Consider the following 23,109-nt stretch of genomic DNA (forward strand, 5'->3'; position numbering starts at 1 on the left):
TTTGAACCCATTCGCCGGCGTGAAAAATGTTACCAAGTTGCCTGTTTTTGCGATTCCTGTGGCCTTTTTCCCTCATGTTTCCGGGAATCCCGCGCTTGTGGATGCGCGCCGGTTCACGCCGGCTTCAGCAATCCGTCCAGCGCTTTGATGGGGCGTTTTTCGGCATCCTTGGTCACGCTGCCGCTTGGTGGCCGCACAAGCTTGCTGGCTTCGACCATCAGAACACCACCGGCCATGATGGTCGGGATCCGTTGCCCTGTCTTTTCGATCAGCCCACCCGAGCGCAGCCAGAACCGCCGGAACGAGGGCGGCAGGTAAAGGGCGGAGCAGTGCATCTCGGGCACGAAATGATGTGCGCGCAGCTGGTTCTCCAACTGGGTTGCCGAATACGGATGTCCGTAGCCGAAGGGCGTACGGTCGGTTCGGGACCAAAGCCCGGCCCGATTGGGAACGACAAACACCGCCCGGCCACCCGGCCCCAGAACACGCCAGCACTCTTCAAGCAGTTGACTGGGTCGTTCCGAGGTCTCGAGCCCGTGCATGACCACCAGCTTGTCTACATGACCGGTTTCGATCGGCCACCGGGTTTCCTCGGTCAGCACCGATACGTTCTGCATACCAGCGGGCCAGGGCATCACCCCTTGCGGTCCGGGCATCAGGCCGATGACACGCCGCGCGTCCGCAAGATAAGGGCGTAACAGAGGCACCGCAAATCCGAATCCGGCCACCGTCTGGCCCTTGGCCTCGGGCCACAGCTCGATCAGCCGGCCACGAATGGCAGCCTGCGCCGCACGCCCCAGCGTGCTGCGGTAATAGAAGTTCCTAAGATCCTGCACATCAAGATGCATTGCAGATACCCGGTCGATCGGCTTAGCTGAGCGCAGTCTAGCAACGAAAGGGCAAAAGGCCATGCCTCTTGAGATCGTCACCATCCCCTGTCTCAGCGACAACTATGCTTTTCTGGCACATGACCATGCAAGCGGACAGACAGCCCTGGTCGACGCCCCGGAGGCCGGACCCATTCTGGCCGAATTGACCGCACGCGGCTGGCGCCTGAGCCATGTCCTTCTGACCCATCACCACTGGGATCACGTCGACGGCTTGCCGGGCATCCTCGAGCAGCACCCAGCACAGGTGATTGGTGCGGCGGCCGACGCTCACCGGCTTCCTCCCCTCGACAAACAGGTGGCTGACGGTGACCGGTTCGAGATTGGGGGCGAACCCGTCGAGGTTCTGGATGTCTCGGGGCATACGGTGGGACATGTGGCATATTACATGCCCAAAAGCGCGGTGGTGTTCACGGCCGACAGCCTGATGGCGCTGGGATGCGGGCGCTTGTTCGAAGGAGACGCAGCGCAAATGTGGACCTCGCTTTCGAAACTCGCGGCTTTGCCCGACGAGACGTCGGTCTGCTCGGGTCACGAATACACCCAGTCAAACGCACGATTTGCGGTAACCGTTGATCCTGACAACACAGCGTTGCAGCAACGGGTGCATGAGATCGATCAGGCTCGGGCAGAGGGCCGCGCGACCGTGCCGTCAAATCTGGGCGTGGAAAAGGCGACCAATCCGTTCCTGCGCGCCACTGATCCCAAGATTCAGGCACAGCTTGGAATGGTGGGGGCTGACCCGGTCGCCGTTTTTGCCGAGATCCGGGGTAGAAAAGACCGCTTCTGATGCCTAATTGGTCTTCTTCACGGCCACGGTCACGTTAAATGTGACTGTCAAGTGAAAGAAAACCCTTGAAGCCGCGCCATGATCAACCAAACTCTAATAGTATGAGGTCATGGTTGGGATGGGGATCCGGCCAATACTCGAACCCCTTCCGGCCCAATACAGAGGAGCACCCGCGTGCCTTCATTCTCGAGCACACTGGAACAAGCCATTCACGCGGCCCTGGCGGCTGCAAACGAACGGCGTCATGAATTCGCAACGCTGGAGCATCTGTTGCTGGCGCTGCTGGAAGAACCCGATGCGGTGCGCGTCATGAAGGCGTGCAGCGTGGATCTGGACGAATTGCGCAGCTCTCTGGTCGAGTTCATCGACGAGGATCTGTCCAATCTGGTGACAGACATCGACGGGTCCGAAGCCGTACCGACAGCTGCGTTCCAACGTGTTATCCAGCGCGCCGCGATCCATGTGCAAAGCTCGGGCCGGACCGAGGTGACCGGGGCGAATGTTCTGGTGGCCATCTTTGCCGAACGGGAAAGCAACGCGGCATACTTCCTGCAAGAGCAGGACATGACGCGTTATGACGCGGTGAATTTCATCGCCCACGGCGTCGCCAAAGACCCGGCATTTGGTGAAAATCGTCCGGTAACCGGCGCTGATCAGGGTGAAGAGGAAGCGCAGAACGCCTCCGGTGACGCCGACCAGAAGGAAAGCGCGTTGGGCAAGTATTGCGTGGACCTGAACGCCAAATCCCGCGCCGGCGACGTCGATCCGCTGATCGGTCGCGCCGACGAGGTCGAGCGCTGCATCCAGGTTCTGTGCCGCCGCCGTAAGAACAACCCGCTGCTGGTGGGTGATCCGGGCGTGGGCAAGACGGCGATTGCCGAAGGTTTGGCCTATAAGATCGTCCAAGGCGACGCGCCAGACGTTCTGGCCAACACCACCATCTATTCGCTGGACATGGGCGCATTGCTGGCCGGCACGCGCTATCGCGGCGACTTCGAAGAGCGGCTCAAGGCCGTGGTGACCGAGCTTGAGGATCACCCAGACGCCGTGCTGTTCATTGATGAGATTCACACCGTGATCGGTGCGGGTGCAACTTCGGGCGGCGCCATGGATGCCTCGAACCTGCTGAAGCCTGCGTTGCAGGGCGGCAAGCTGCGCACCATGGGTTCGACCACCTACAAGGAGTTCCGCCAGCACTTCGAGAAGGACCGCGCGCTGTCGCGTCGGTTCCAGAAGATCGACGTGAACGAGCCTTCGGTCGAGGACAGCGTGAAGATCCTGCGCGGTCTCAAGCCCTATTTCGAAGAGCATCACGACATCAAATACACCGCCGACGCGATCAAGACCGCGGTCGAGCTGTCTGCGCGTTACATCAACGACCGCAAACTGCCTGATAAGGCGATCGACGTGATCGACGAGGCCGGTGCGGCCCAGCATCTTGTGGCTGAAAGCAAGCGGCGCAAGACCATCGGCGTCAAGGAGATCGAGGCCGTGGTGGCCAAGATCGCGCGCATTCCGCCGAAGAATGTCACCAAGGACGATGCCGAGGTTCTGAAGGACCTTGAGAACTCGTTGAAACGGGTGGTGTTCGGGCAGGACCAGGCAATCGAGGCTCTGTCCAGCGCAATCAAGCTGGCACGGGCCGGTCTGCGCGAGCCGGAAAAACCGATCGGCAACTACCTGTTCGCCGGCCCGACCGGTGTAGGCAAAACCGAGGTCGCCAAGCAACTGGCCGATACACTCGGCGTGGAACTGCTGCGCTTCGACATGTCGGAATACATGGAGAAACACGCGGTCAGCCGTCTGATCGGTGCGCCTCCGGGCTATGTCGGCTTCGATCAGGGCGGTTTGCTGACCGATGGCGTCGACCAGCACCCGCATTGCGTGCTGCTGCTGGACGAGATCGAGAAGGCCCACCCGGACGTGTTCAACATCCTGCTGCAGGTGATGGACCACGGCGAGCTGACCGATCACAACGGCCGGACGGTGAACTTCCGCAACGTGGTGTTGATCATGACCTCTAACGCGGGCGCGCAGGAACAGGCCAAGGCCGCAATCGGCTTTGCCCGCGACCGGCGCGAGGGTGAAGATACCGCCGCAATCGAACGGATGTTCACCCCTGAATTCCGCAACCGTCTGGACGCGGTAATCTCGTTCGCGCCGCTGCCCAAAGAGGTCATCCTGCAGGTGGTCGAAAAATTCGTCCTGCAGCTTGAGGCGCAACTTCTGGATCGTGGCGTCACCATCGACCTGACCCCGAAAGCCGCCGAGTGGCTGGCCGACAAGGGGTATGACGACAAGATGGGCGCGCGGCCTCTGGGCCGGGTCATCCAGGAGCACATCAAGAAACCGTTGGCCGAAGAACTGCTGTTCGGAAAGCTGGCCAAGGGCGGTGTCGTGCGGGTCTCGGTCAAGAAAGGCGATCTGGATCTCGAGATTATCGGGCCCGACAATCCGCGGATCTCTGGCGACAAGCCGCCGCTGCTGACCGCGGACTAGACCTCGGTCCATTCAAACAAGTCTCGTCGCCCGGCAGTCAGTTCTGCCGGGCGATTTCTTTAGAGGCCGCCCCCTCTCCCGCCAGTATTCGCCAAAAAGACGGTTCCCAGCGACGGAAACCGCTGCGCGCCACGTTTCAGACCAAAGCCTTTGGAGTGGAGCAGCGCAGTGTCCAGAAAAATCGCCGTCATTTGGAGCATCGCCTTCGCGGCCTCGGTCGTCGGCGTAATCGCCTCTGCACAGCATCGGTATCGCTTTCATGACGAAACCCGTGCGGAACCGTTGAACCTGGAACCGGCGACCGTCAACCCAGGCGTCAACAGGTCAGAGGTCACCGAACAAGGCCGCGCCTTGTCGATTACCGGCAATGGCATCCCCAATCATCTGGTCGGTCGCTTTCCGAACAAAGGCAACCCGCATCAAATCGCCGAGCAGTCGGTCAAGTTGAACCTGCCGGCCGTTCCGAGGGCGAATGCAACCCCGACGCCTCTGCGCATGGGGTGGAATTTTGGCGTGTCCCTGACTGGGGTCGTCTTTGACCCACTGGCCGCTGAATTCTGGCACGGCGATCCCCGGTCGGGCTGGTCCTACAATGCCTTGGGCGGCGCGATCGCCCTTGGACTCGATGCCAATTTCGCGCATGTCCAACCAAACGGAAAATATCACTACCACGGGGTTCCGACCGGCCTGATCGAAATGCAGGGCTGGTCACCGAAAAAACACTCTCCGTTGATCGGATATGCAGCGGACGGGTTTCCGATTTACGCCCGAACCGGTTTGGTGGGCGGCAAGGTCACGCAAATGACCTCTTCCTACCGGCTGAAGGCCGGACAGCGCCCGGGCGGCGCCGCTCCTGACGGACGACATGATGGAACGTTCAACGAAGACTACGAGTTCGTGGCGGGGCTTGGAACGCTCGATGAATGCAATGGCGCCATGACCGTTTCGACCGAGTTTCCTTCGGGCACCTACGCGTATTTTCTGACCGATGACTACCCGGTTGTTCCACGCTGTTTTGCGGGCACACCCGATCCCAGCTTCCGCTTCGGGCCGCGCTGACACTGGCTTAGCGTTCGGTCAGCTTCAATTCGATGCGACGGTTCTTTGCCCGCGCTTCCGGAGTGTCCGCCGTATCGACAGGTTGAAACTCGCCAAATCCGTTTGCTGACAGGCGCTCCGGCGGTATACCCAACTGTTCGACCATGTAGCGCACGACCGACAGCGCCCGCCCTTGGCTGAGCTCCCAATTGTCTCGATACCGTCCTGTTCCGTTCAGCGGGATATTGTCCGTGTGACCGTCGACCCGGATGACCCAGTTCAATTCGGGCGGAATGTCCGCCGCAATCCCACTCAGAATGCCCGCCACTTTCGCGACCTCGCGCCGGCCTTCCTCGGACAGAACCGCCGAACCGGGTGGGAACAGCACCTCGGACGAGAATACGAAGCGGTCGCCCTCGATCCGAACGCCTTCCTGGTTGCCCAGTACGTCGCGCAGGCGACCAAAGAACTCGGAGCGGTACCGCTGCAGGTCTTCGGCCTGTGCCGTAAGTTCCTGATTCTGGCCGGCCAGTTTCTCGGCCTCGGCCTCCAGGCGGACGCGTTCGGCCTCTTCCAACAAGCGGCGGCGCCGTTCTTCGGAAGCGGCCCGGGCAAGGGCCGCGTTCAGGTCCTGACCAAGGGTCTGAATTTGCACCTCGGCCTCGGCATTCCTGTCCTTGTAGTCATCCAGCAGCGCCTGCAACGACCCCAATTGGCCGCGCAATGCGGCGATCTGCTGGTTCAACAAGGCCGTCTGGCGTTGCGCCTTGGCGGAAAGAGCCTTTTCGGTGGCGATCGTTTCCCGGGCAACGGCAAGCAAGGCGTCACGCTGCTCGGCCAGCGTCCGCTGACTTTCGGCCTCGGCCTCAGCTTCGGTTCGCGCCGCAAGGGCTGCTTCAAGCTGAGCCTTGAGCTCTTCGTCATTCAACTCACCGAATTGCCGCTCAAGCTCGGCTTTGGCCGTCTGAGCGGCGGCCAACAGTGTCAGTGTTTCCTCGGCCTGTTTACGCTGCTCTTCCAGTGCCAGGGTCATGGCCGTCAATTCGGCATCCGCATTCTGCAATCTGTTGCGCAGTGCCTCAGCGGCAGCAGCCTCGGCGACGCGGGCGGCTTCCTCTTCAGTCAGTTGGCTTTGCAATTCCGCGATCTGGGCCGCGCGCGCACTGTCCGCTTGCTCAAGGTCGGCTACCAAGGCCTCCAGCGCTTCGCGGCGTGCAGCCGCCAGCCGTGCGGCCTCGGCCTGGGCATCCACCTCCGCACGGCTTTGTGCCAAGGCAAGGTTCAATGCCTCCTGCTCGGAAAGCAGTTGCTCGCGCTGGGATTCCAATTCGGCAATATCGCCCTGCGCGCGCGCCTGATCAGCCAAAAGCGCGGCAACTTGCGCTTCGAACCCCGTGATACGAGTCTGCGCCTCTTCCAACTCGGTAGCGCGCTGGTCTCGCTCCGAGGTGAGTGACGAGATCAAGGCCTGCGCCTGGCTCAGATCCTCTTCGGCCTGCGACAGCGTCGTGTTCAGCGCCCCCAACCGGGCCTGCAGACGGCTGTTCTCGCGCTCTTCCAGGCCCAAGGCATCCGCAAGGGCGGCCACTTCGTCCGACAGGGCCGTCAGCTCGTCTTCCTGTCCGGAGATGGTTTCGCGCAGCACGAACTGCACGACCATGAAAATGGTCAGCACAAAGGTCATGACCATCAGCAGCCCCGTGATTGCATCAACGAAGCCGGGCCAAACCGAGCCTTGGAAACGCTGACCGGTTCGACGAGACAGGGCCATGTGTTATTCTCCGCCCGGTGTGTGGCGCGCCGCCCCGCGCGGAAGCGTCAGCGCCTTGACCAGCAGCTCGAAATCCTTGCGCAGTTCGTTCATGCTGTCCTGGCGACCGGCCGAGATTTCTTCGAGAATGCGCAGAAGCTGCACGTCCATCGACCGCAGCCGCATTCGGCTTTCGGCGTCGATCCCCTCGCCCGCACCATGTTCACGCATGTGATCCAGCAGCGCGTCCTGCCCCAACGCGATCCGCTCGAGCGCGGCGGTGACCCCTTCGGTTTCCGCCTGTCGTTGGTTCATGTCCGCGATGACATCGACCAATGCACCCAGCTTGGCCGATACCTCGGCGCGATCCGCCTCCTGGGCCGCGAAAAGGTCCTGCAGCGCGTCCATCTGCTCGGACATGGAATCAAGGACCGGGGTCAGCACCGCAAGTTCCGCACCGCCTTCATCTCCGGCGGCAAATCCGACGCGCGTGATCGACGACAGCCATTCCTCAAGCTCACGGTAGAACCGGTTCTGCCCGTGGCCGGCGAACAATTCGAGCAAACCCACGATCAGCGATCCGGCAAGCCCCAACAGAGAGGACCCGAACGCCACGCCCATGCCTTGTAGTTGGGATTCGAGGCCACTCATCAGGCGATTGAATACGGCCAGACCTTCTTCGCCCTCTTGTGGGTTCAGGCTGCGAATAGTGTCGACAATTGCAGGAACCGTTGTTGCCAAGCCGAAGAACGTACCCAGAAGACCCAGATAGATCAGTACGTTGGTGATGTAGCGGGTGAATTCCCGCTCTTCCTCGACCCGTTCCGCGACAGAATCCAGGATCGACCGGGTCGATGTCGAGCTGATCTGCGATTTCGCGCCGCGTGCGCGAAGCAGCGACGCCAAAGGGGCCAACAGCTGCGGTGTTCGAGCGTCTTCGCGCACGACGCCGCCCACGAACGCTTCGATCCAGCGAACCGAACCGATCAACTGGGTCACCTGATAGAAACAGGCCACCACGCCGATAACGAAGACCAGTAGGATGAATCCGTTCAGATAGGGGTTGGCATAAAAAACCGGCAGGACGTAGGGCAGAGCCATGAACACGCCCAGACCCGACAGCCCGATGGCGATCAGCATCATCACGATTTGACGGATCGGTTGCGAGAAATGCGGTCTCGCGCCCTGCTGTACATGCGCCATGCGCGTCTTTCCCGGTTTTGCCTGCTCTGAGGCGAATCTATCGAAAATCTGGTGGCAAGGCCAAGGGTTTATGCGGTCAGGCTGCGCACCCGTTGCGCCAACCACTCAAGATCCGGGTCGCGCAACCCGATCTCGAACAGGTGTTCAGCGGTATTGTAAAGATACTCGGGGTTGGGGCCGCGGCCGCCCACGGCCCGCGCGATGATTTGCGCCTGCTCCTCCAGCGGCAGGCCCCCGCAATACTGCACGTGGTCGGGATCGATCACATATGTCACTGCCGTCACCGTCTGGCCGCTGTCCAGATGCACATCCAGCATCTTCTCCACATAGGCTGACGAGATCAATTCGCGCTCGCGCAGTTCCTCAAGGGTGCGTTCCTCATGGCCCGGTTCGACAGCCAGCGCCAAGCCCTTGCAATGGGCATCCGGGTGTTCGTCCAAGGCCAGGACAAGGCCGGGGTTCTCTTCGGTTCCGCGGTGATGGATCGACCGCATGCAAAATGACCGCGCATAGCCGTGAAGGGTAGCCTGCTCTCGCCCGGCCACCGGAAAGCCCGGATTCCACAACAGCGACCCGTATCCGAATACCCACATCGTCATAGTTCTGGTCCTTGCCCGTTTAGGCCTATAAACATCAATTCCAAGGCAGGAAAAAGGGCCATTTGCGATGCGCCGATTGGTACGAGTGTTCATATTTCTGGCCATCCTCTGGGGCGGGTATTGGGCCATAGCCGGGTATGGGCTGCGCAGCGCCATCACCGGTTGGTTCGCGCATCAGCAGGATCTTGGATGGCAGGCCGACTATTCCGACGTGGAAATCGCCGGATTTCCGCTGCACCACGTGACCCGCTTGAACAGTGTCGCGCTGGCCGATCCGGTGAATGGCACAGCCTGGAGCGCGGATTGGATCGAATTCGAAAGCCCCGCCATCTGGCCCGGACGACAGATCTTGCGCTTTGCGGATACGCCGCAGCGGCTGTCCTATTTCGACCAGACCGCAATCATCCTGGCCGACAGCCTTCAGGCGGAACTGAATCTGCGTCCGGGCGTCGCGCTGGAGTTGGAGAAGATGGCCCTGACATCGGGCAACTGGTCGGTGACTCAGGACGGAACCGACATGGCTGCCGGTCAGTCACTTGCCCTGGTCATGGAACAAGGCACCCAGCCCGAGAGCTATGCGATCGGGGTCAGTTCGGATGCCTTCACGCCCGGTGAAGACCTGCGCGCGCTGATGCGAACGGCTGCTTCGCTGCCCCAAGCCTTCGAGACACTCGAACTGGATATGAATGTCACCTTCGACAAAACCTGGGACCGATCCGCGCTGGAAGAACGTCGCCCTCAACCTCGGTTGATCGACCTGCATCTGGCCGAGGTGCAATGGGGCGAATTGCGTCTGTTTGCAACCGGCGAACTGGAGGTCGATGAACAGGGCATTCCGGTTGGCGAGATTGCGGTAAAAGCCGAGAACTGGCGCGACATGATTGCCATGGCCAATGCTGCGGGTGCCCTGCCCGATCAGGCCGTTGATCCGGTCACGCGGGCGTTGAATCTGCTGGCCGGTCTGGGGGGCAACCCCAACGCGCTGGACCTGCAGCTGAATTTCCGCGACGGGTTCGTGGCTTTGGGACCGTTGCCGTTGGGCCCGGCCCCGCGTCTGATCCTGCGTTAGCGGCAGTAGGGTCCGCTGCGGTAACGGGCGGTATCAAGGTGAAAATGGTTCTGATGATAGCGGTCTGAATTCGGGCCAAGAACCGTGCCGAAGGGCCCGCACGCTCCGCGCCAGATCTTGGTCAGTTGTTTCTTCGAGGGGTTCTTGCGCCAACCGTCCAGAACCGTCACCACCTCGCCATCGGCCATTTTGAACCCCGAGATATCAATGGCCCGACCCTTGCCATGCTCCGAGATCCTGGCACCTTTCCGGTTGTTCCGGGTACGGCAAGCGTAGTGCGCAGCAACCTGCAATTCGACAACTGGACCGCGCCGTTTGAACGTCGGTTTGACGGTCTTGTCGACCCATTTGTTCAATGCGATCGCCGTGCCGCAATCCATCGTCGATGGGCGGCTGAGAACCACGCCTGACACCGATGTGATCTGGACGGCATCCTTGATCCCGCAGGCTTTGATCTTGCCGGGAACCGAGCCCACGGCCTTGCCCTGAATGGCGATGTCACCGCACACCGATCCTTTGCGCAGTTTTCGCTTTTTGAACAGGACTTGCTGTTCCAACGCCTCGGGCCGCAGATAGGGTTTGAGCGAGGTATCCGGTCCAAGCAGCGGAAGGTCGGCCGGGCGCGCTGCCACGGCCAGCACCTGAGGGGATACGGGCCGCACCACGGGTCGCATCTTCGCTGGTACAGCGATCGGCGTCGCCGGACTTGCCGGGACATAAGCGGCCTGCACCAGCTCTGACACCGGGGATGGCCGCGCAACCGGAACCGGTGATGTGTCGGGGGCCGATGCAGTGGCTGCGCCGGCCCATACCATCGCTATAACCGTCAGAGCTTTGCCTTTGATCAGTTTCATGACTTGGCCTTTACGCGCCCGAAATCAGGAGCGTCGGTGTCCTGACCCGCGTCGATGATGCCGCGCCGGATTGCGCGGGTGTGGGTAAAATAGTCGAACAAGTGCTGACCGTCGCCCGTGCGGATCGCGCGCTGCAGGGCAAACAGCTCTTCGGTGAAACGGCCGAGGATTTCCAGCGTCGCGTCCTTGTTGGTCAGGAACACGTCGCGCCACATGGTCGGGTCCGAGGCCGCGATCCGGGTGAAATCACGGAAACCGGCGGCCGAGTACTTGATGACCTCGGAGTCGGTGACGCGCCGCAGGTCGTCGGCGACGCCCACCATCGTATAGGCGATCAGGTGCGGCGCGTGGCTGGTGACGGCCAGAACCAGATCGTGGTGATCGGCATCCATCTCGTCGACATTCGACCCCATCCCTTCCCACAGGGCGCGCAGGCGGGCGATGGCCTCGGGGTCAGACCCTTCGACCGGAACCAGCAGGCACCAGCGGTTGTCGAACAGCTCAGCAAAGCCGGATTCGGGGCCGGAATGCTCGGTCCCGGCCAGCGGGTGGGCGGGCACGAAATGCACGCCTTCAGGAATATGCGGGCCAACCTCTTCAATGACGTGACGTTTGACCGAGCCTACATCCGAAACGGTCGCGCCGGGCTTGAGCACCGGCGCGATGTCCTTGGCGACGGAGCCCATTGCGCCCACCGGCACGCAGAGCACGACCAGATCGGCACCCTCGACCGCCTCTTGCGCGGTGTCGCAGACCCGGTCGCACAGCCCGATGCGCCGCGCAGTGTCGCGGGTGGCCTCGGACCTGGCATAGCCAGTCACCTCGCCCGCCAACCCGGCGCGCTTGATCGCCCAGTACATCGACGAGGCGATCAGACCCAACCCGATCAGCGCCACGCGGTCATAGATCTGGCTCATGCGGCGCCCCCTTTGAACGCGGTGATGGCCGCAACCACGCGGCGACAGGCCTTTTCGTCGCCCACGGTGATCCGCAGAGCGTTGGGCAGCTTGTAGCCCGCAACCCGGCGCACGATCAAACCTTTCGATTGCAGATAGGCGTCGCAGGCCTCGGCCTCGGCCTGATCCGCGAAACGCGCAAGGATGAAATTGGTGCAGGACGGATCGGACGGAACGCCGATCTTGGCCAGCTCGGCCGACAGCCTTTCGCGCAGGCGGGCGTTTTCGGCCCGGCAGAACTCGACATATTCCACATCGGCCACGGCGGCCTCGGCCGCTGCGATGGCCGTCAGCGACAGGTTGAAGGGCTGGCGCACGCGGTTCAGCACGTCGATGATTTTGCGATGCGCATAGCCCCAGCCGACCCGCATCCCGCCCAGCCCGTAAATCTTCGAGAAGGTCCGGGTCATGATCACGTTGTCGAACCGGTCCACCAGACCGGCGCCGCCGTCAAATCCCGGCACGAATTCCGCATAGGCGCCGTCCAGAACCATCAGGCAGGTCTGCGGCAGGCCCTCAGCCAGGCGCGTCAGTTCGGCGTCCGAGATCATGGTCGAGGTCGGATTGCCCGGGTTGGTCACGAACACGATCCGGGTGCGGTCGGTCACCGCGGCCAGGATCGCATCGACATCGACCTTGCGGTCACGCTCGGGCACCTCGACCGGGGTCGCGCCGGCCATGCGGGCGATGATCGGATACATCGAGAATCCATGCTCGGTATGGATCACCTCGTCCCTCGGCCCGGCATAGGCCTGGGCCACGAATTGCAGCACTTCGTCGCTGCCCACCCCACAGATGATCCGGTCGGGGTCCAGCCCGTGCCGCTCGCCAATCGCGGCGCGCAGGTTGTTGTGATCGGTCACCGGATAGCGATGCAGCATCGTGGCGCTGTCGCGCACGGCTTCGATCGCCTTGGGGCTGGGGCCAAAGGGGTTTTCGTTGGAACTCAGCTTGATGACGTTTTCCACGCCCTCGACATGCGACTGACCGCCCTGATACAGCGCGATATCCATGATGCCGGGTTGCGGGGTGATCTTGTTCATGAGGGGCTCCGTTGGTTGCGCCCCTCATACAGGTCTCAAGGCCTTGGGAAAAGCGGCAATTCCGTCACGCCGCCTTGAAGCGGGCGGTTGCCGGATCGGCGGCGTAGAACGGGGCGTATTCCTGCGTACGGCGCGACAGGTCATTGACGCTGTCGATGATGAACTGAACCGTGTCCTCGGTCATCATGTACGAGAAGTTCAGCCGTACCCAACCCGGTTTCTTCATCTCTTCCCCGGCCGACAGCGCCGCGTGCAGCGCCTCCGAGGCCGCCTTGTCGATGCCCAGCAGCCGATGCGCATAGGGGCCGGCGCAGGCACACCCGCCGCGCGCCTGAATGCCGTAGATGTCGCTGAGCATCCGGGTGAACAGCTGTTGGTGCACCGGCTGCCCGGTATTGTCACGCACCAGGAAAGAAAAGATCGGCAGGCGGTGCGGGTGATCCACACCAAGCAGGGTCAGGTTCGGGTTGTCACGCCACCCGTCCAGCGCCATGCGGTTGTACAGCGCCTCGCGCCGGGCGATCTCGTCGGTGCCCACGGCATCCTTGACGATGAAGGCCAGGGCCGCGCGGATATCGCCGATCACGTTCGGGGTTCCCGCCTCCTCGCGGGTGGCCAGATCGGAGCTGTAGTCGTGGCGCCAGGGCGAAACGAAGCTGACCGTGCCCCCGCCCGGCCAGCTGGGACAGGTGCGGCGCACGGCGCTCTGGGTCACGATCAGAACACCCGAAGCCCCCGGCCCTCCCGGAAACTTGTGCGGAGACACGACGATGGCATCCTTGCGCGCATCGTCCGGCCCCATATCCATCGGCAGGTAGGGCCCACCCCCGGCGTAATCCCAGACCGCGCGCGCCCCGTGCCGTTTCAGCAGCCGCGTCACCGGATCGGGGTCGGTGACCACGCCCGTAACGTTCGACGCCGCCGAAAATGACCCAATCACCAGATCCGAGGCCGAATGGTCGATCAGCGCCTTCTCCAGCACCGCCATGTCCGGCCCGCCCTCGGGGCCTTCGGGGATCTCGATGACCTGCGCCTTGCTCTCGCGCCAGGGCAGGATGTTCGAATGGTGCTCGTACGGGCCAATCAAGACAACCGGCCGGTCAGCCTCTTGCACTCCCATCAAACTGACCAGCCGGTTGAGTCCCGCAGTGGCACCAGACCCGGTGAAAATCACCGCGTCATCTCCCCTCGCGCCAACGATGCGGGCTATTTCCGCGCGCGCCTCGCGGCGCAGTCGCGTCATGTAGGAACCGCAATAGGAGGCCTCGGTGTGGCTGTTCGCATAGAAAGGCAAAACATGCTGGGCCACAAAATCCTCGACCTGCCGCAATGCGCGGCCCGACGCAACGTAGTCCGCGTACACAAGCGGCACGTCCCCATGAAGACCCGGGATCAGAACGTTCTCTCCGATCAGCCCGTCGCGCAGGGTCGAATTGTGAGTGGCGGCTTGGATTTCTGCACGAAAATGGGACAGGGTCATGTCATTGGCTCCATATTGCATTTCCAATATGATCTACTTGAGCCGAGTAATATTCACCTATCTTTGCTTGATTTGTTAATATTTTGGATCATATGATCTAGAATGAATGAAAAGATAGATCAAATTTACAAGCGCCTCCTGCGCGAACTGCAAAAGGACGCAACCCTTTCCCAGCGCGAACTTGCCGAGCGAGTCGGCCTGTCGCAAAACGCCTGCTGGCGGCGGTTGAAGGCGCTGAACGACGCAGGCGTCCTGACAGGGTCGACAGCCCGGATCGCACGCGAAAAACTGGGGCTGAACCTGGTGGTTTTCGTGATGCTGCGGACCCGGCACCACTCGGCCGAGTGGCTGCAGGCCTTTCGCAGCCATGTCCTGACCATTCCGGAAGTCGTGGATTTCCACCGGATCGGCGGCGACTACGACTATCAGCTACGGGTCGTGACGCAGGATATGGCGACCTATGACAAAGTCTATCAGCGCCTGATCGAGAAGGTCGAACTGGACAGCGTGACATCGTATTTCGCGATGGAGGCGATCGCAGAAGACCGCCCTTTGCCGATCTAAGTGTGTGCCATGAAAAAGGGCCGCACCTTCGCAGGTACGGCCCGTTTTCTGAAACTGTCCGCGGAGATCAGTTCTTCGCGTAGAATTCGACGACCAGGTTCGGTTCCATCATGACCGGGTACGGCACGTCGCCCAGCGACGGGGTGCGCACGAAGGTCGCGGTCATCTTCGAGTGGTCAACTTCCAGGTAATCCGGAACATCACGCTCGGCCAGACCAACGGCTTCCAGAACGACGGCCAGTTGCTTAGACTTGTCGCGGACCTCGATCACGTCGCCTTCCTTGACGCGGTAGCTGGGGATGTTCACCCGCTTGCCGTTCACTTTGACGTGGCCGTGGTTCACGAACTGACGTGCGGCGAACACTGTCGGCACGAATTTGGCGCGGTAAACAACAGCGTCCAGACGGCGCTCCAGCAGACCGATCAGGTTTTCACCAGTATCGCCGTTCACACGTACGGCTTCGGCATAGATGCGGCGGAACTGCTTCTCGGTCAGGTCGCCGTAGTAGCCTTTCAGCTTCTGCTTGGCGCGAAGCTGCAGACCGAAGTCCGAAAGTTTGCCTTTGCGGCGCTGACCATGCTGGCCGGGGCCGTATTCACGACGGTTGACCGGGGATTTCGGGCGACCCCAGATGTTTTCGCCCATCCGGCGGTCGATTTTGTGCTTGGCAGACGTGCGTTTGGTCACGGCTGATCTCCTTCTTAAGGTCGAGGCCCTGACAGGCCACTATGAAGGGCGTTGTCCTCTTGAGGTTTCCCCCATGACAGGCATCCCCTTGCGAGGGCCACCAACACCAATGAAGCCGCGCTTATATCTGCGGACAGACCAGAGTCAACACGCTGCGATGCGTGGACGAAGAAATAGTTCCTAAGGAATGGGCCGTTTATTCAGCGGCGGTGGCAGTCATGTGCGGCGCAAGAACCAGCGTTTGCTCCGTTGACCTGCGATGCTTGGGGAAGGAAACAACGTTGCCCGCACCCGATTGGCTTGCGTCGGCATATTCTTCGACGGCGCACACCCAGAAGTCCTGACCCCGCGCGGGGCAGCCATTTTCGAACAGAAGAACCGCGTCCTTCTGACCTTCGACCAACGTCAACTCGGCCTCGTAGGTCTGCGCCCCATTCGTCAATGAGATAACTGCAAGCGTGGCGATCGGCTTCAGCGTTGCGGCTTCGGGGCCATGCCCGGCCAACGCCATCAACGCCTGATCATGTCCAGTCTGTACGGAATATTCCGCGTCACAATCCGGCAAGCGTGTCATGCACCCATGCCACGACCAAGACGCTCCAATGGCCAAATCTGCCACAGGCGCTGCTTCAAGCCCGTCAATTTCCGTCTGGGACCAAAATACTGCTACGCGACCGTTATACCCGGCTGTCATCTGCCCGCCCGACCTTTCAAACTCATCACCCCGTACACTAGCGGTGTATCAACGATGAATCCGGCGGAAAAGAGACGGAATTGCAGCTTTCACGAGAATGTTGCCGGAGAGTCAAATCAAATTGAGACTCCGGCGAAACACAATACAACTTTAACGACAGTTATGTGGCATTCGTCAACCGCATTTCGAGTGTCCGCAGCTGCGGCAGGTCATGCAGCCCTCGATCATCACCATGTCATACTGGCCGCAAGACGGGCAGGCCTTGCCGCGTGGTGCGTCCATGTTGACCACCTGCGCCTGCGGGTCAGACTTCAGCCCCATGCCTTCGCCTTCGAGAAACCCGATCGCGATCATGTGCTGCTCGATCACGCCACCGATCGCCGCCAGGATCGAGGGGATGTACTTGCCCTGCACCCAGGCCCCGCCGCGCGGGTCGAATACGGCCTTCAGCTCTTCGACAACAAAGGACACGTCACCACCGCGCCGGAACACGGCCGAGATCATCCGGGTCAGGGCCAGCGTCCAGGCGTAATGCTCCATGTTCTTCGAGTTGATGAACACTTCGAACGGACGCCGCCGACCACCAATGACGATGTCGTTGATCGTCAGATAGATCGCGTGCTCGCTGTCGGGCCATTTCAACTTGTAGGTCGACCCTTCAAGCGATTGCGGACGATCCAGCGGTTCGGACATGTAGATCACGTCACCGCCATCCACCTCGTGCGGGGCATCGGCGCTCTCGCCCGGCACTTTGTCGTCGCTCTCCGAAACGGTCAGGACCGAACCGGTCACGTCGTTCGGGCGATAGGTGGTGCAGCCCTTGCAGCCCTGATCCCAGGCCTGCATGTACACGTCCTTGAAGGCATCGAACGAGATGTCCTCGGGGCAGTTGATCGTCTTCGAGATCGAACTGTCGATCCATTTCTGGGCGGCCGCCTGCATCTTGACATGCTCGGCCGGGGTCAGGGTCTGAGCGTTCACGAAAAAGTCGGGCAGTTCGACGTCGCCGAACTTGTCGCGCCACATCTGAACGGCATAGTCCACCACCTCTTCCTCGGTGCGCGATCCGTCTTTCTGCAGCACCTTGCGGGTGTAGGCATAGGCAAAGACCGGCTCGATCCCCGACGACACGTTACCCGCATACAGCGAGATCGTCCCGGTGGGTGCGATCGAGGTCAGCAGAGCATTGCGGATCCCATGCTCGCGGATGGCCTCGCGCACATCGTCATCCATCTGCTGCATGGTGCCGCTGGCCAGGTATTTCTCGGCATCAAACAGGGGAAACGCCCCTTTTTCCTTGGCCAAGTCCACCGACGCCAGATACGCGGCGCAGGCGATCGCGTGCAGCCAGCGCTCGGTCTGACGCGCCGCCTCGTCCGAGCCATAGCGCAGGCCCAGCATCAACAGCGCATCCGCCAGCCCGGTCACGCCCAGACCGATACGACGCTTGGCCTGCGCCTCGGCGGCCTGCTGCGGCAGCGGGAATTTCGAGGCATCCACCACATTGTCCATCATGCGCACGGCCGTGGCGACAAGCTCCTGCAACGCGGCCTCATCCAGGTGTGCCGCATCCTCAAAAGGTTCAGCTACCAATCGCGCAAGGTTGATCGAGCCCAGCAGGCAGGCGCCGTAGGGCGGCAGGGGCTGCTCCCCGCACGGGTTGGTGGCGGCAATGGTCTCGGCATAGCTCAGGTTGTTGGCCTGGTTGATCCGGTCGATGAAGATCACGCCCGGCTCGGCATAGTCATAGGTGGCCTGCATGATCTTGTTCCACAGATCGCGGGCCTGCACCGTGTGATAGACCTTGCCGTCAAAGACCAGATCCCACGAAGCATCGGCCTTGACCGCCTCCATGAAGGCATCGGTCACCAGCACCGACATGTTGAACATGCGCAGGCGGGCCGGGTCGGATTTGGCGGTGATGAACTGTTCGATATCCGGATGGTCGCAACGCATCGTCGCCATCATCGCGCCCCGGCGCGAGCCCGCCGACATGATCGTGCGGCACATGGCGTCCCACACATCCATGAACGACAGCGGCCCCGAAGCATCGGCGGCCACCCCATGTACGTCCGCGCCGCGCGGCCGGATGGTCGAGAAATCATAGCCGATCCCCCCGCCCTGCTGCATGGTCAGCGCGGCCTCTTTCAGCATGTCGAAGATACCGCCCATGCTGTCGGGGATCGTGCCCATGACGAAACAGTTGAACAGGGTCACTTGCCGCGCGGTGCCTGCTCCGGCCGTGATCCTCCCGGCGGGCAGGTATTTGAAGTCCTCAAGCGCCTCGTAGAACTTCTGTTCCCAGTGCGCGGGGTCCTTTTCCACCCGTGCCAGATCGCGCGCAATCCGCCGCCACGTATCCTCGACCGACTTGTCGATCGGCGTGCCATCCGCCTTCTTGAAGCGGTATTTCATGTCCCAGATCTGCTCGGCGATGGGGGCGGCAAAGCGGCTCATTGGTGATTCCCTGTCTTGAAAGAGGCATCCAGATTAGACCAAACCAGCGCCGAACCACAACAGCTTGATAGCGCGCAACGGTAAGCTACAATATAAAGATGGTCCGTGGGACGACTCTGTGGGAAAGCTGTGGATAAGTACATCAACCTCGTGAAACTCTCGGTCGGGTCCGAGAGCGTTGACAGCCTGATCGCCTGGCAGGACAGCTATCGCCGGCGGTTCGCGGACGGCCTGCCCCGCCACATCACCCGCATGTGGCCCAAGCGCGAGCCCGAGATTCTGAACGGCGGATCGATCTTCTGGGTCATCAAGGGTGTCATCCAGTGCCGCCAGCGCATCTTGCGTTTGGACGAGGTGACGGGTGAGGATGGCATCCGCCGCTGCGCCATCGTATTGGACCCGCAGGTCCACCGCACCCAGGGCGCGCAGAAACGGCCGTTTCAGGGCTGGCGCTATCTGAAACCCGAGGACAGCCCCGCAGACCTGCCCGAAAGCCGCGCGCAGGACGACGCCCTGCCCGAGGATCTGAACCGCGCGCTGGCCGAGATCGGCGTGCTCTGACCTCAGCCCAGACGGCGCATCACTTCTGCCAGAGGGGCCTTTTCAGTGGCCCCGTACTCCGCAACCCGGCTGCGCCACAAAGTGGCCTGCGATTGCAGAATCAATCCATCCGAGAGGATCTTGAGGTGGTTGGCACGCAGGGTCTCACCGGTCGAGGTGATGTCGGCAATCGCCTCGGCGGTTTCGTTCATCACCGTGCCCTCGGTCGCCCCCTGGCTGTCGACCAGCGTATAGTCGGCAACCCCGGAATCGGTCAGGAACTCGCGCACCAGACGGTGGTACTTGGTGGCGATCCGCAGGCGGTGTCCGTGCGCGGCGCGGAAGGCGGCGGCGGCGGCGTCCAGATCATCCAGCGTCTCGACCTCGACCCAGCAGGCCGGAACCGCGATCACCAGATCGGCCTGGCCAAAGCCCAGCGGCGCGATTTCTTCGACCTGCTGTTCCCAGCGCGGAAGTTTCTCGTGCACCAAGTCAGTGCCGGTCACGCCCAGGTGAATCCGCCCGGCAGCCAGCTCGCGCGGGATCTCTCCAGCCGACAGCAGGATCAGCGAGACATCCTCGATCCCATCAACCTTGCCGGCATATTCCCGGTCGGACCCGGCGCGCGACAGCTCGATCCCGTGGCGGGCGAACCAGGCAAAGGTTTTCTCCATCAGTCGCCCCTTGGACGGCACGCCCAGCTTCAGGGTCATTGGCCCGCCTCCTCGATTTCCAGCATCAGGTCGGGGCGCAGCACGCCACCCACCGCCGGGATCTCGGCCCCGTTGCCCAGCCGCCGCGTCAGCGCGTCATAGCGCCCGCCGGTGGCGATGGGCGGCAGGTCGGGGCGGCGCTCGGCGTAGAAACCGAAAACGAACCCGTCGTAATATTCCATCGAGGTGCGCCCATACGAGGCCTCGAAATCCAGCTTGCCGACATCAACGCCACGCGCCTGCAGGGCGGCGATCCGCGCCTCGAGCCGGTCCAGGGCGGGGGTGATCTGGGGCAGATCGACGGCGATGTCGCGCAGATGCTCCAGCGCATAGGGCATGGTCTCGCGCACGTCCAGCAACGAATCCAGCCCGGCCATTTCCGTGTCGGAAATCGGCGGCGTGTCGCGGTCGGCGCGCAGGGCGTCGATGCGAGCGACGATCTCGGCCGGTCGGCGCTTGCCGATCATCGGCGCGTCGCAGGCCATCGGGTCTGCCGCCCCGGGCAAAGCGGCGCGGTGGTCCGGCTCGGGCTTGCGGCCCGCGAACCGGTCCAGCAGAGACCGGAACCGGCGCGGACGCCACAGATGGCGCATCAGCGCGGCCTTGCGTTGGTCGGAGGTGCGCAGGCCTTGTACGGCCGCGGTCAGAATGCCGATGTCGCCGGTCGCCGCGCGCAGCGGCAGGCCCCGCAATTGCAGGGCAAACAGCGAGAACACCTCGGCATCGGCCCCTGCCGGGTCGTCGCGGTCAAAGACCTCGTAGCCCACCTGGATGTATTCATTGGCGCGGTCGGGGTCATGTTCCTGACGGCGGAACACCTCGCCCGAATAGGTATAGCGCGCCGGTTCGGCCCCGTCGCGCATGTGCATCTGCACCACCGGCAGGGTGAAATCCGGGCGCAGCATCTGTTCGCCGCGCAGCGCGTCCGAGGTGACATAGGCGCGCGCGCGGATGTCCTCGCCATAAAGGTCCAGCAGCGTTTCGGCCGATTGCAGCAGCGGCGTGTCGACGACCTGTGCCCCGGCGGCTTCGAAGCGCACGCGCATCATCGCGGCCCGGGCCTGGATCTGGGATCGATTGGGCATGGCTCAGTCCTGACTGTCCAGAATCTCGCGCACCTTGGCGACCAGATCACCGCGCGGCACCTCGAACTGGCTGGGGCGTTCCTTCCATTCCTCGAGCGTGGCGCTCTCGGCGATCTTGGCGCCCAGGATCAGGTCCTTGATCTGAACCACGCCACGGTCCTTCTCGTCCCCGCCCTCGATCACCGCGACGGGCGAGTTCCGCTTGTCCGCGTATTTCAACTGATTGCCGAAATTCTTGGGGTTGCCCAAGTAAACCTCGGCGCGGATGCCGGCATTGCGCAGTTCGGCCACCATCGCCTGATAGTCGGCCATGCGGTCCCGGTCCATTACGGTCACGACGACCGGCCCGGTGTCATGTGACTTGATCCGACCTTTTTCGCGCAGCGCGGCCAACAACCGGTCGACCCCGATCGAGATACCCGTCGCGGGCACTTCCTGTCCGGTGAAACGCTTCACCAGATCATCATAGCGCCCGCCGCCCGAGACCGACCCGAACTGCCTCTTGCGGCCCTTTTCGTCGAAGATCTCGAAGGTCAGCTCGGCCTCGTAGACTGGACCGGTGTAGTATCCCAGCCCTCGCACGACCGAGGGGTCGATCTGGATGCGATCGGCGCCATAACCGCCCGCGGCTAGCAATTCGCCGATCTGTTCCAGTTCCGAGATGCCTTCGGCGCCGATCTTGCTGTCGCCCACGGCCGCGCGCAGGTTAGCCAGCGTTCCGGCGGCGTCATCAGCCTTGGATGTCAGGAAGGCGATCACCGGCTCGGCCTGATCGTCGGACAGGCCCACACCATCGATGAACGCGCCCGAGGCATCCAGCCGGCCCTTGGTCAGCAACTCGCGCACGCCCTGCTCGCCCACCTTGTCGAACTTGTCGATGGTGCGCAGAACGTCATCGCGCGTCGCCGCGTCCGTGCTGAGGCCCATGGCCTCGAGCACGCCGTTCAGGACCTTGCGGTTGTTGACCCGCACCACATAGTCGCCGCGCGGGATGCCCACGGTCTCCAGCGTGTCGGAAAGCATGGCGCAGATTTCGGCATCGGCGGCCATACTAGCCGTACCCACAGTATCCGCATCACACTGATAGAACTGGCGATACCGCCCCGGCCCCGGCTTTTCGTTGCGCCAGACCGGCCCCATCGCATAGCGGCGATAGGGCGTGGGCAGGTCGTTGCGGTGCTGGGCATAGACCCGGGCCAAAGGTGCTGTCAGATCATAGCGCAACGCCATCCAGTCGCCGTTGCCGCCCTCGTCAAACTCCTGCCAGGCGAACACGCCTTCGTTCGGGCGATCGACGTCGGGCAGAAATTTGCCCAGCGCCTCGACCGTTTCCACGGCGCTGCTTTCCAGCGCGTCAAACCCATAGCGATGATAGACGTCCGCAATCGTCCGCAGCATCTCGGTGCGCTGCGTGACTTCCTGGCCGAAATAGTCGCGGAACCCTTTCGGCGTGACGGCCTTGGGGCGGGGCTGTTTCTTGGGCTTGGCCATGTGGGGCGTCCTTGGGATTTCATCACTTGCGCGCGCGGTCTATCCCATGGTCTGGGTCGGGGCAAGCCAGCGCTGGCATTGCGCGCGCCACAGCGGTATGACCGCACCAGATCACAGGAGCCCCAGCGATGCAGCATCTGGAAGAAAAAATTGCCCATCTGACCCGCACCGTGGATGACCTGAGCATGGTGGTCGCCAAGCAGCAGGACGAAATCGACCGCCTGACCCGCCGCGTGGCGATGTTGATGCAGCGCGAAGCCGAACGTGCGCAGGAAGGATCCGGCGGAGTCATTCTGGGCGACGAGCGCCCACCGCACTATTGAGCCCAGCCCCTACAGCCCAAGCGTTGATCTAACGGCATCGTCGACGACACCACCCAACAGGGCATCCTCATCGCCTGCGCAACCTTTGGTCAGCGCTGAAAGAAAAGCCTCACGCAGCTTGGCCTTTTCTTCGTCCGAGGATGCAAAATCTTCGATATTAACCTGACGGTTGTAGAGTGAAAGAGCGGTCATCTTTCTGACGACGTCGAAAACGTATTCATCATTCCCATCAGCCTCTTCGATGACCGACGCGCAGGTATGGTACATTAGCGGAAGTGCGTCTTGCGCCATTTGGTCGGCGGCCTCGTCCGCCATGCCAATGGACGGGAGAAGGATCAAGCCAGCCAGAACAGGTTTGAAATCAAGCAGTCGCATCAGGGCTCCTT

At 62.1% G+C, this 23,109-nt stretch carries 22 protein-coding genes; 7 read left to right on the forward strand and 15 right to left on the reverse strand.

From position 1 onward, the window contains the following. Positions 1-113: 113 nt before the first annotated feature. Complete coding sequence (locus ACR0NB_RS09355) at positions 114-848, reverse strand: class I SAM-dependent methyltransferase (protein WP_170339950.1); 735 nt, start codon at positions 846-848, stop codon at positions 114-116. A 61-nt stretch (positions 849-909) separates the two neighbouring features. On the opposite strand from ACR0NB_RS09355, the gene gloB reads away from it, so the two are divergent. From gloB to ACR0NB_RS09370, 3 genes are all read left to right on the forward strand, one after another. Further along, positions 910-1,677: a hydroxyacylglutathione hydrolase gene (gloB, locus tag ACR0NB_RS09360; protein WP_480775478.1), complete on the forward strand. Its 768-nt coding sequence runs from the start codon at positions 910-912 to the stop codon at positions 1,675-1,677. 174 nt (positions 1,678-1,851) lie between these two features. Beyond that, positions 1,852-4,176 (forward strand): ATP-dependent Clp protease ATP-binding subunit ClpA, encoded by a 2,325-nt coding sequence (clpA, locus tag ACR0NB_RS09365; RefSeq protein WP_170364848.1) that lies wholly within the window; start codon positions 1,852-1,854, stop codon positions 4,174-4,176. A 168-nt stretch (positions 4,177-4,344) separates the two neighbouring features. Then, positions 4,345-5,235 carry a YHYH protein gene (locus ACR0NB_RS09370; protein WP_480775479.1) on the forward strand — a complete coding sequence of 297 codons (891 nt, stop codon included), beginning with the start codon at positions 4,345-4,347 and terminating at the stop codon, positions 5,233-5,235. 7 nt (positions 5,236-5,242) lie between these two features. On the opposite strand, the gene ACR0NB_RS09375 is transcribed toward ACR0NB_RS09370, so the two are convergent. The 3 genes from ACR0NB_RS09375 to ACR0NB_RS09385 all read right to left on the reverse strand — a co-directional run bounded on the left by ACR0NB_RS09375 (position 5,243) and on the right by ACR0NB_RS09385 (position 8,766). Beyond that, positions 5,243-6,985, reverse strand: a complete 1,743-nt coding sequence (locus ACR0NB_RS09375; protein ID WP_480775480.1) for a peptidoglycan -binding protein — start codon at positions 6,983-6,985, stop codon at positions 5,243-5,245. Positions 6,986-6,988: 3 nt separating this feature from the next. Next, on the reverse strand, positions 6,989-8,167 hold the full coding sequence (locus ACR0NB_RS09380; RefSeq protein ID WP_170340518.1) for a biopolymer transporter ExbB: 1,179 nt from the start codon (positions 8,165-8,167) through the stop codon (positions 6,989-6,991). Between the two features lie 68 nt (positions 8,168-8,235). Next, positions 8,236-8,766: a gamma-glutamylcyclotransferase gene (locus tag ACR0NB_RS09385; protein ID WP_170364856.1), complete on the reverse strand. Its 531-nt coding sequence runs from the start codon at positions 8,764-8,766 to the stop codon at positions 8,236-8,238. 67 nt (positions 8,767-8,833) lie between these two features. Here ACR0NB_RS09385 and ACR0NB_RS09390 point away from each other — a divergent pair, with 67 nt between their 5' ends. Then, positions 8,834-9,835, forward strand: a complete 1,002-nt coding sequence (locus tag ACR0NB_RS09390; protein WP_170339936.1) for a DUF2125 domain-containing protein — start codon at positions 8,834-8,836, stop codon at positions 9,833-9,835. On the opposite strand, the gene ACR0NB_RS09395 is transcribed toward ACR0NB_RS09390, so the two are convergent. The 4 genes from ACR0NB_RS09395 to ACR0NB_RS09410 all read right to left on the reverse strand — a co-directional run bounded on the left by ACR0NB_RS09395 (position 9,832) and on the right by ACR0NB_RS09410 (position 14,168). Beyond that, positions 9,832-10,689 (reverse strand): extensin-like domain-containing protein, encoded by an 858-nt coding sequence (locus tag ACR0NB_RS09395; protein WP_170371726.1) that lies wholly within the window; start codon positions 10,687-10,689, stop codon positions 9,832-9,834. The two genes, ACR0NB_RS09390 and ACR0NB_RS09395, sit on opposite strands and share 4 nt — an antisense overlap. Continuing rightward, positions 10,686-11,606: a prephenate/arogenate dehydrogenase family protein gene (locus tag ACR0NB_RS09400; protein ID WP_093964624.1), complete on the reverse strand. Its 921-nt coding sequence runs from the start codon at positions 11,604-11,606 to the stop codon at positions 10,686-10,688. The genes ACR0NB_RS09395 and ACR0NB_RS09400 overlap by 4 nt, the downstream gene beginning before the upstream one ends. After that, positions 11,603-12,688, reverse strand: coding sequence for a histidinol-phosphate transaminase (gene hisC / locus ACR0NB_RS09405; RefSeq protein WP_480775481.1), 1,086 nt, complete (start codon positions 12,686-12,688; stop codon positions 11,603-11,605). Before hisC ends, ACR0NB_RS09400 begins: the two co-directional genes overlap by 4 nt. Before the next feature lie 64 nt (positions 12,689-12,752). Then, entirely contained in the window at positions 12,753-14,168 is a 1,416-nt protein-coding gene (locus ACR0NB_RS09410) for an aminotransferase class V-fold PLP-dependent enzyme (RefSeq protein ID WP_480775482.1), read from the reverse strand. A 102-nt stretch (positions 14,169-14,270) separates the two neighbouring features. Between ACR0NB_RS09410 and ACR0NB_RS09415 the strand changes: the two genes are divergently transcribed. Then, positions 14,271-14,732 carry an Lrp/AsnC family transcriptional regulator gene (locus ACR0NB_RS09415; RefSeq protein WP_480775483.1) on the forward strand — a complete coding sequence of 154 codons (462 nt, stop codon included), beginning with the start codon at positions 14,271-14,273 and terminating at the stop codon, positions 14,730-14,732. A gap of 67 nt (positions 14,733-14,799) precedes the next feature. Here ACR0NB_RS09415 and rpsD read toward each other — a convergent pair whose 3' ends face one another. The 3 genes from rpsD to ACR0NB_RS09430 form a co-directional block, all read right to left on the reverse strand. Continuing rightward, positions 14,800-15,420 (reverse strand): 30S ribosomal protein S4, encoded by a 621-nt coding sequence (rpsD, locus tag ACR0NB_RS09420; protein ID WP_093964621.1) that lies wholly within the window; start codon positions 15,418-15,420, stop codon positions 14,800-14,802. Positions 15,421-15,616: 196 nt separating this feature from the next. Further along, positions 15,617-15,994: a hypothetical protein gene (locus ACR0NB_RS09425; protein ID WP_170340503.1), complete on the reverse strand. Its 378-nt coding sequence runs from the start codon at positions 15,992-15,994 to the stop codon at positions 15,617-15,619. A gap of 294 nt (positions 15,995-16,288) precedes the next feature. Then, the gene (locus ACR0NB_RS09430; protein WP_480775484.1) at positions 16,289-18,571 is read right to left on the reverse strand and encodes an adenosylcobalamin-dependent ribonucleoside-diphosphate reductase; all 2,283 of its coding nucleotides are present in this window, start codon (positions 18,569-18,571) and stop codon (positions 16,289-16,291) included. A 129-nt stretch (positions 18,572-18,700) separates the two neighbouring features. Here ACR0NB_RS09430 and ACR0NB_RS09435 point away from each other — a divergent pair, with 129 nt between their 5' ends. Beyond that, positions 18,701-19,132 carry a DUF1489 family protein gene (locus ACR0NB_RS09435; RefSeq protein WP_170340498.1) on the forward strand — a complete coding sequence of 144 codons (432 nt, stop codon included), beginning with the start codon at positions 18,701-18,703 and terminating at the stop codon, positions 19,130-19,132. A 2-nt stretch (positions 19,133-19,134) separates the two neighbouring features. On the opposite strand, the gene hisG is transcribed toward ACR0NB_RS09435, so the two are convergent. Genes hisG through hisS form a run of 3 tightly spaced genes read right to left on the reverse strand, consistent with a single transcriptional unit; the run spans position 19,135 to position 22,400 of the window. Further along, positions 19,135-19,824, reverse strand: coding sequence for an ATP phosphoribosyltransferase (gene hisG, locus ACR0NB_RS09440; protein WP_480775485.1), 690 nt, complete (start codon positions 19,822-19,824; stop codon positions 19,135-19,137). Continuing rightward, a complete protein-coding gene (locus ACR0NB_RS09445) occupies positions 19,821-20,909 on the reverse strand; it encodes an ATP phosphoribosyltransferase regulatory subunit (protein ID WP_480775486.1) in 1,089 nt (362 codons plus the stop codon). Before ACR0NB_RS09445 ends, hisG begins: the two co-directional genes overlap by 4 nt. Before the next feature lie 3 nt (positions 20,910-20,912). Beyond that, on the reverse strand, positions 20,913-22,400 hold the full coding sequence (gene hisS, locus ACR0NB_RS09450; protein WP_480775487.1) for a histidine--tRNA ligase: 1,488 nt from the start codon (positions 22,398-22,400) through the stop codon (positions 20,913-20,915). 128 nt (positions 22,401-22,528) lie between these two features. Between hisS and ACR0NB_RS09455 the strand changes: the two genes are divergently transcribed. Next, on the forward strand, positions 22,529-22,723 hold the full coding sequence (locus tag ACR0NB_RS09455) for a SlyX family protein (RefSeq protein WP_170357101.1): 195 nt from the start codon (positions 22,529-22,531) through the stop codon (positions 22,721-22,723). Between the two features lie 9 nt (positions 22,724-22,732). Here ACR0NB_RS09455 and ACR0NB_RS09460 read toward each other — a convergent pair whose 3' ends face one another. Then, positions 22,733-23,098: a hypothetical protein gene (locus ACR0NB_RS09460; RefSeq protein ID WP_480775488.1), complete on the reverse strand. Its 366-nt coding sequence runs from the start codon at positions 23,096-23,098 to the stop codon at positions 22,733-22,735. Positions 23,099-23,109 lie beyond the last annotated feature (11 nt).

The organism is Ruegeria sp. CG3 (genome assembly GCF_056537205.1).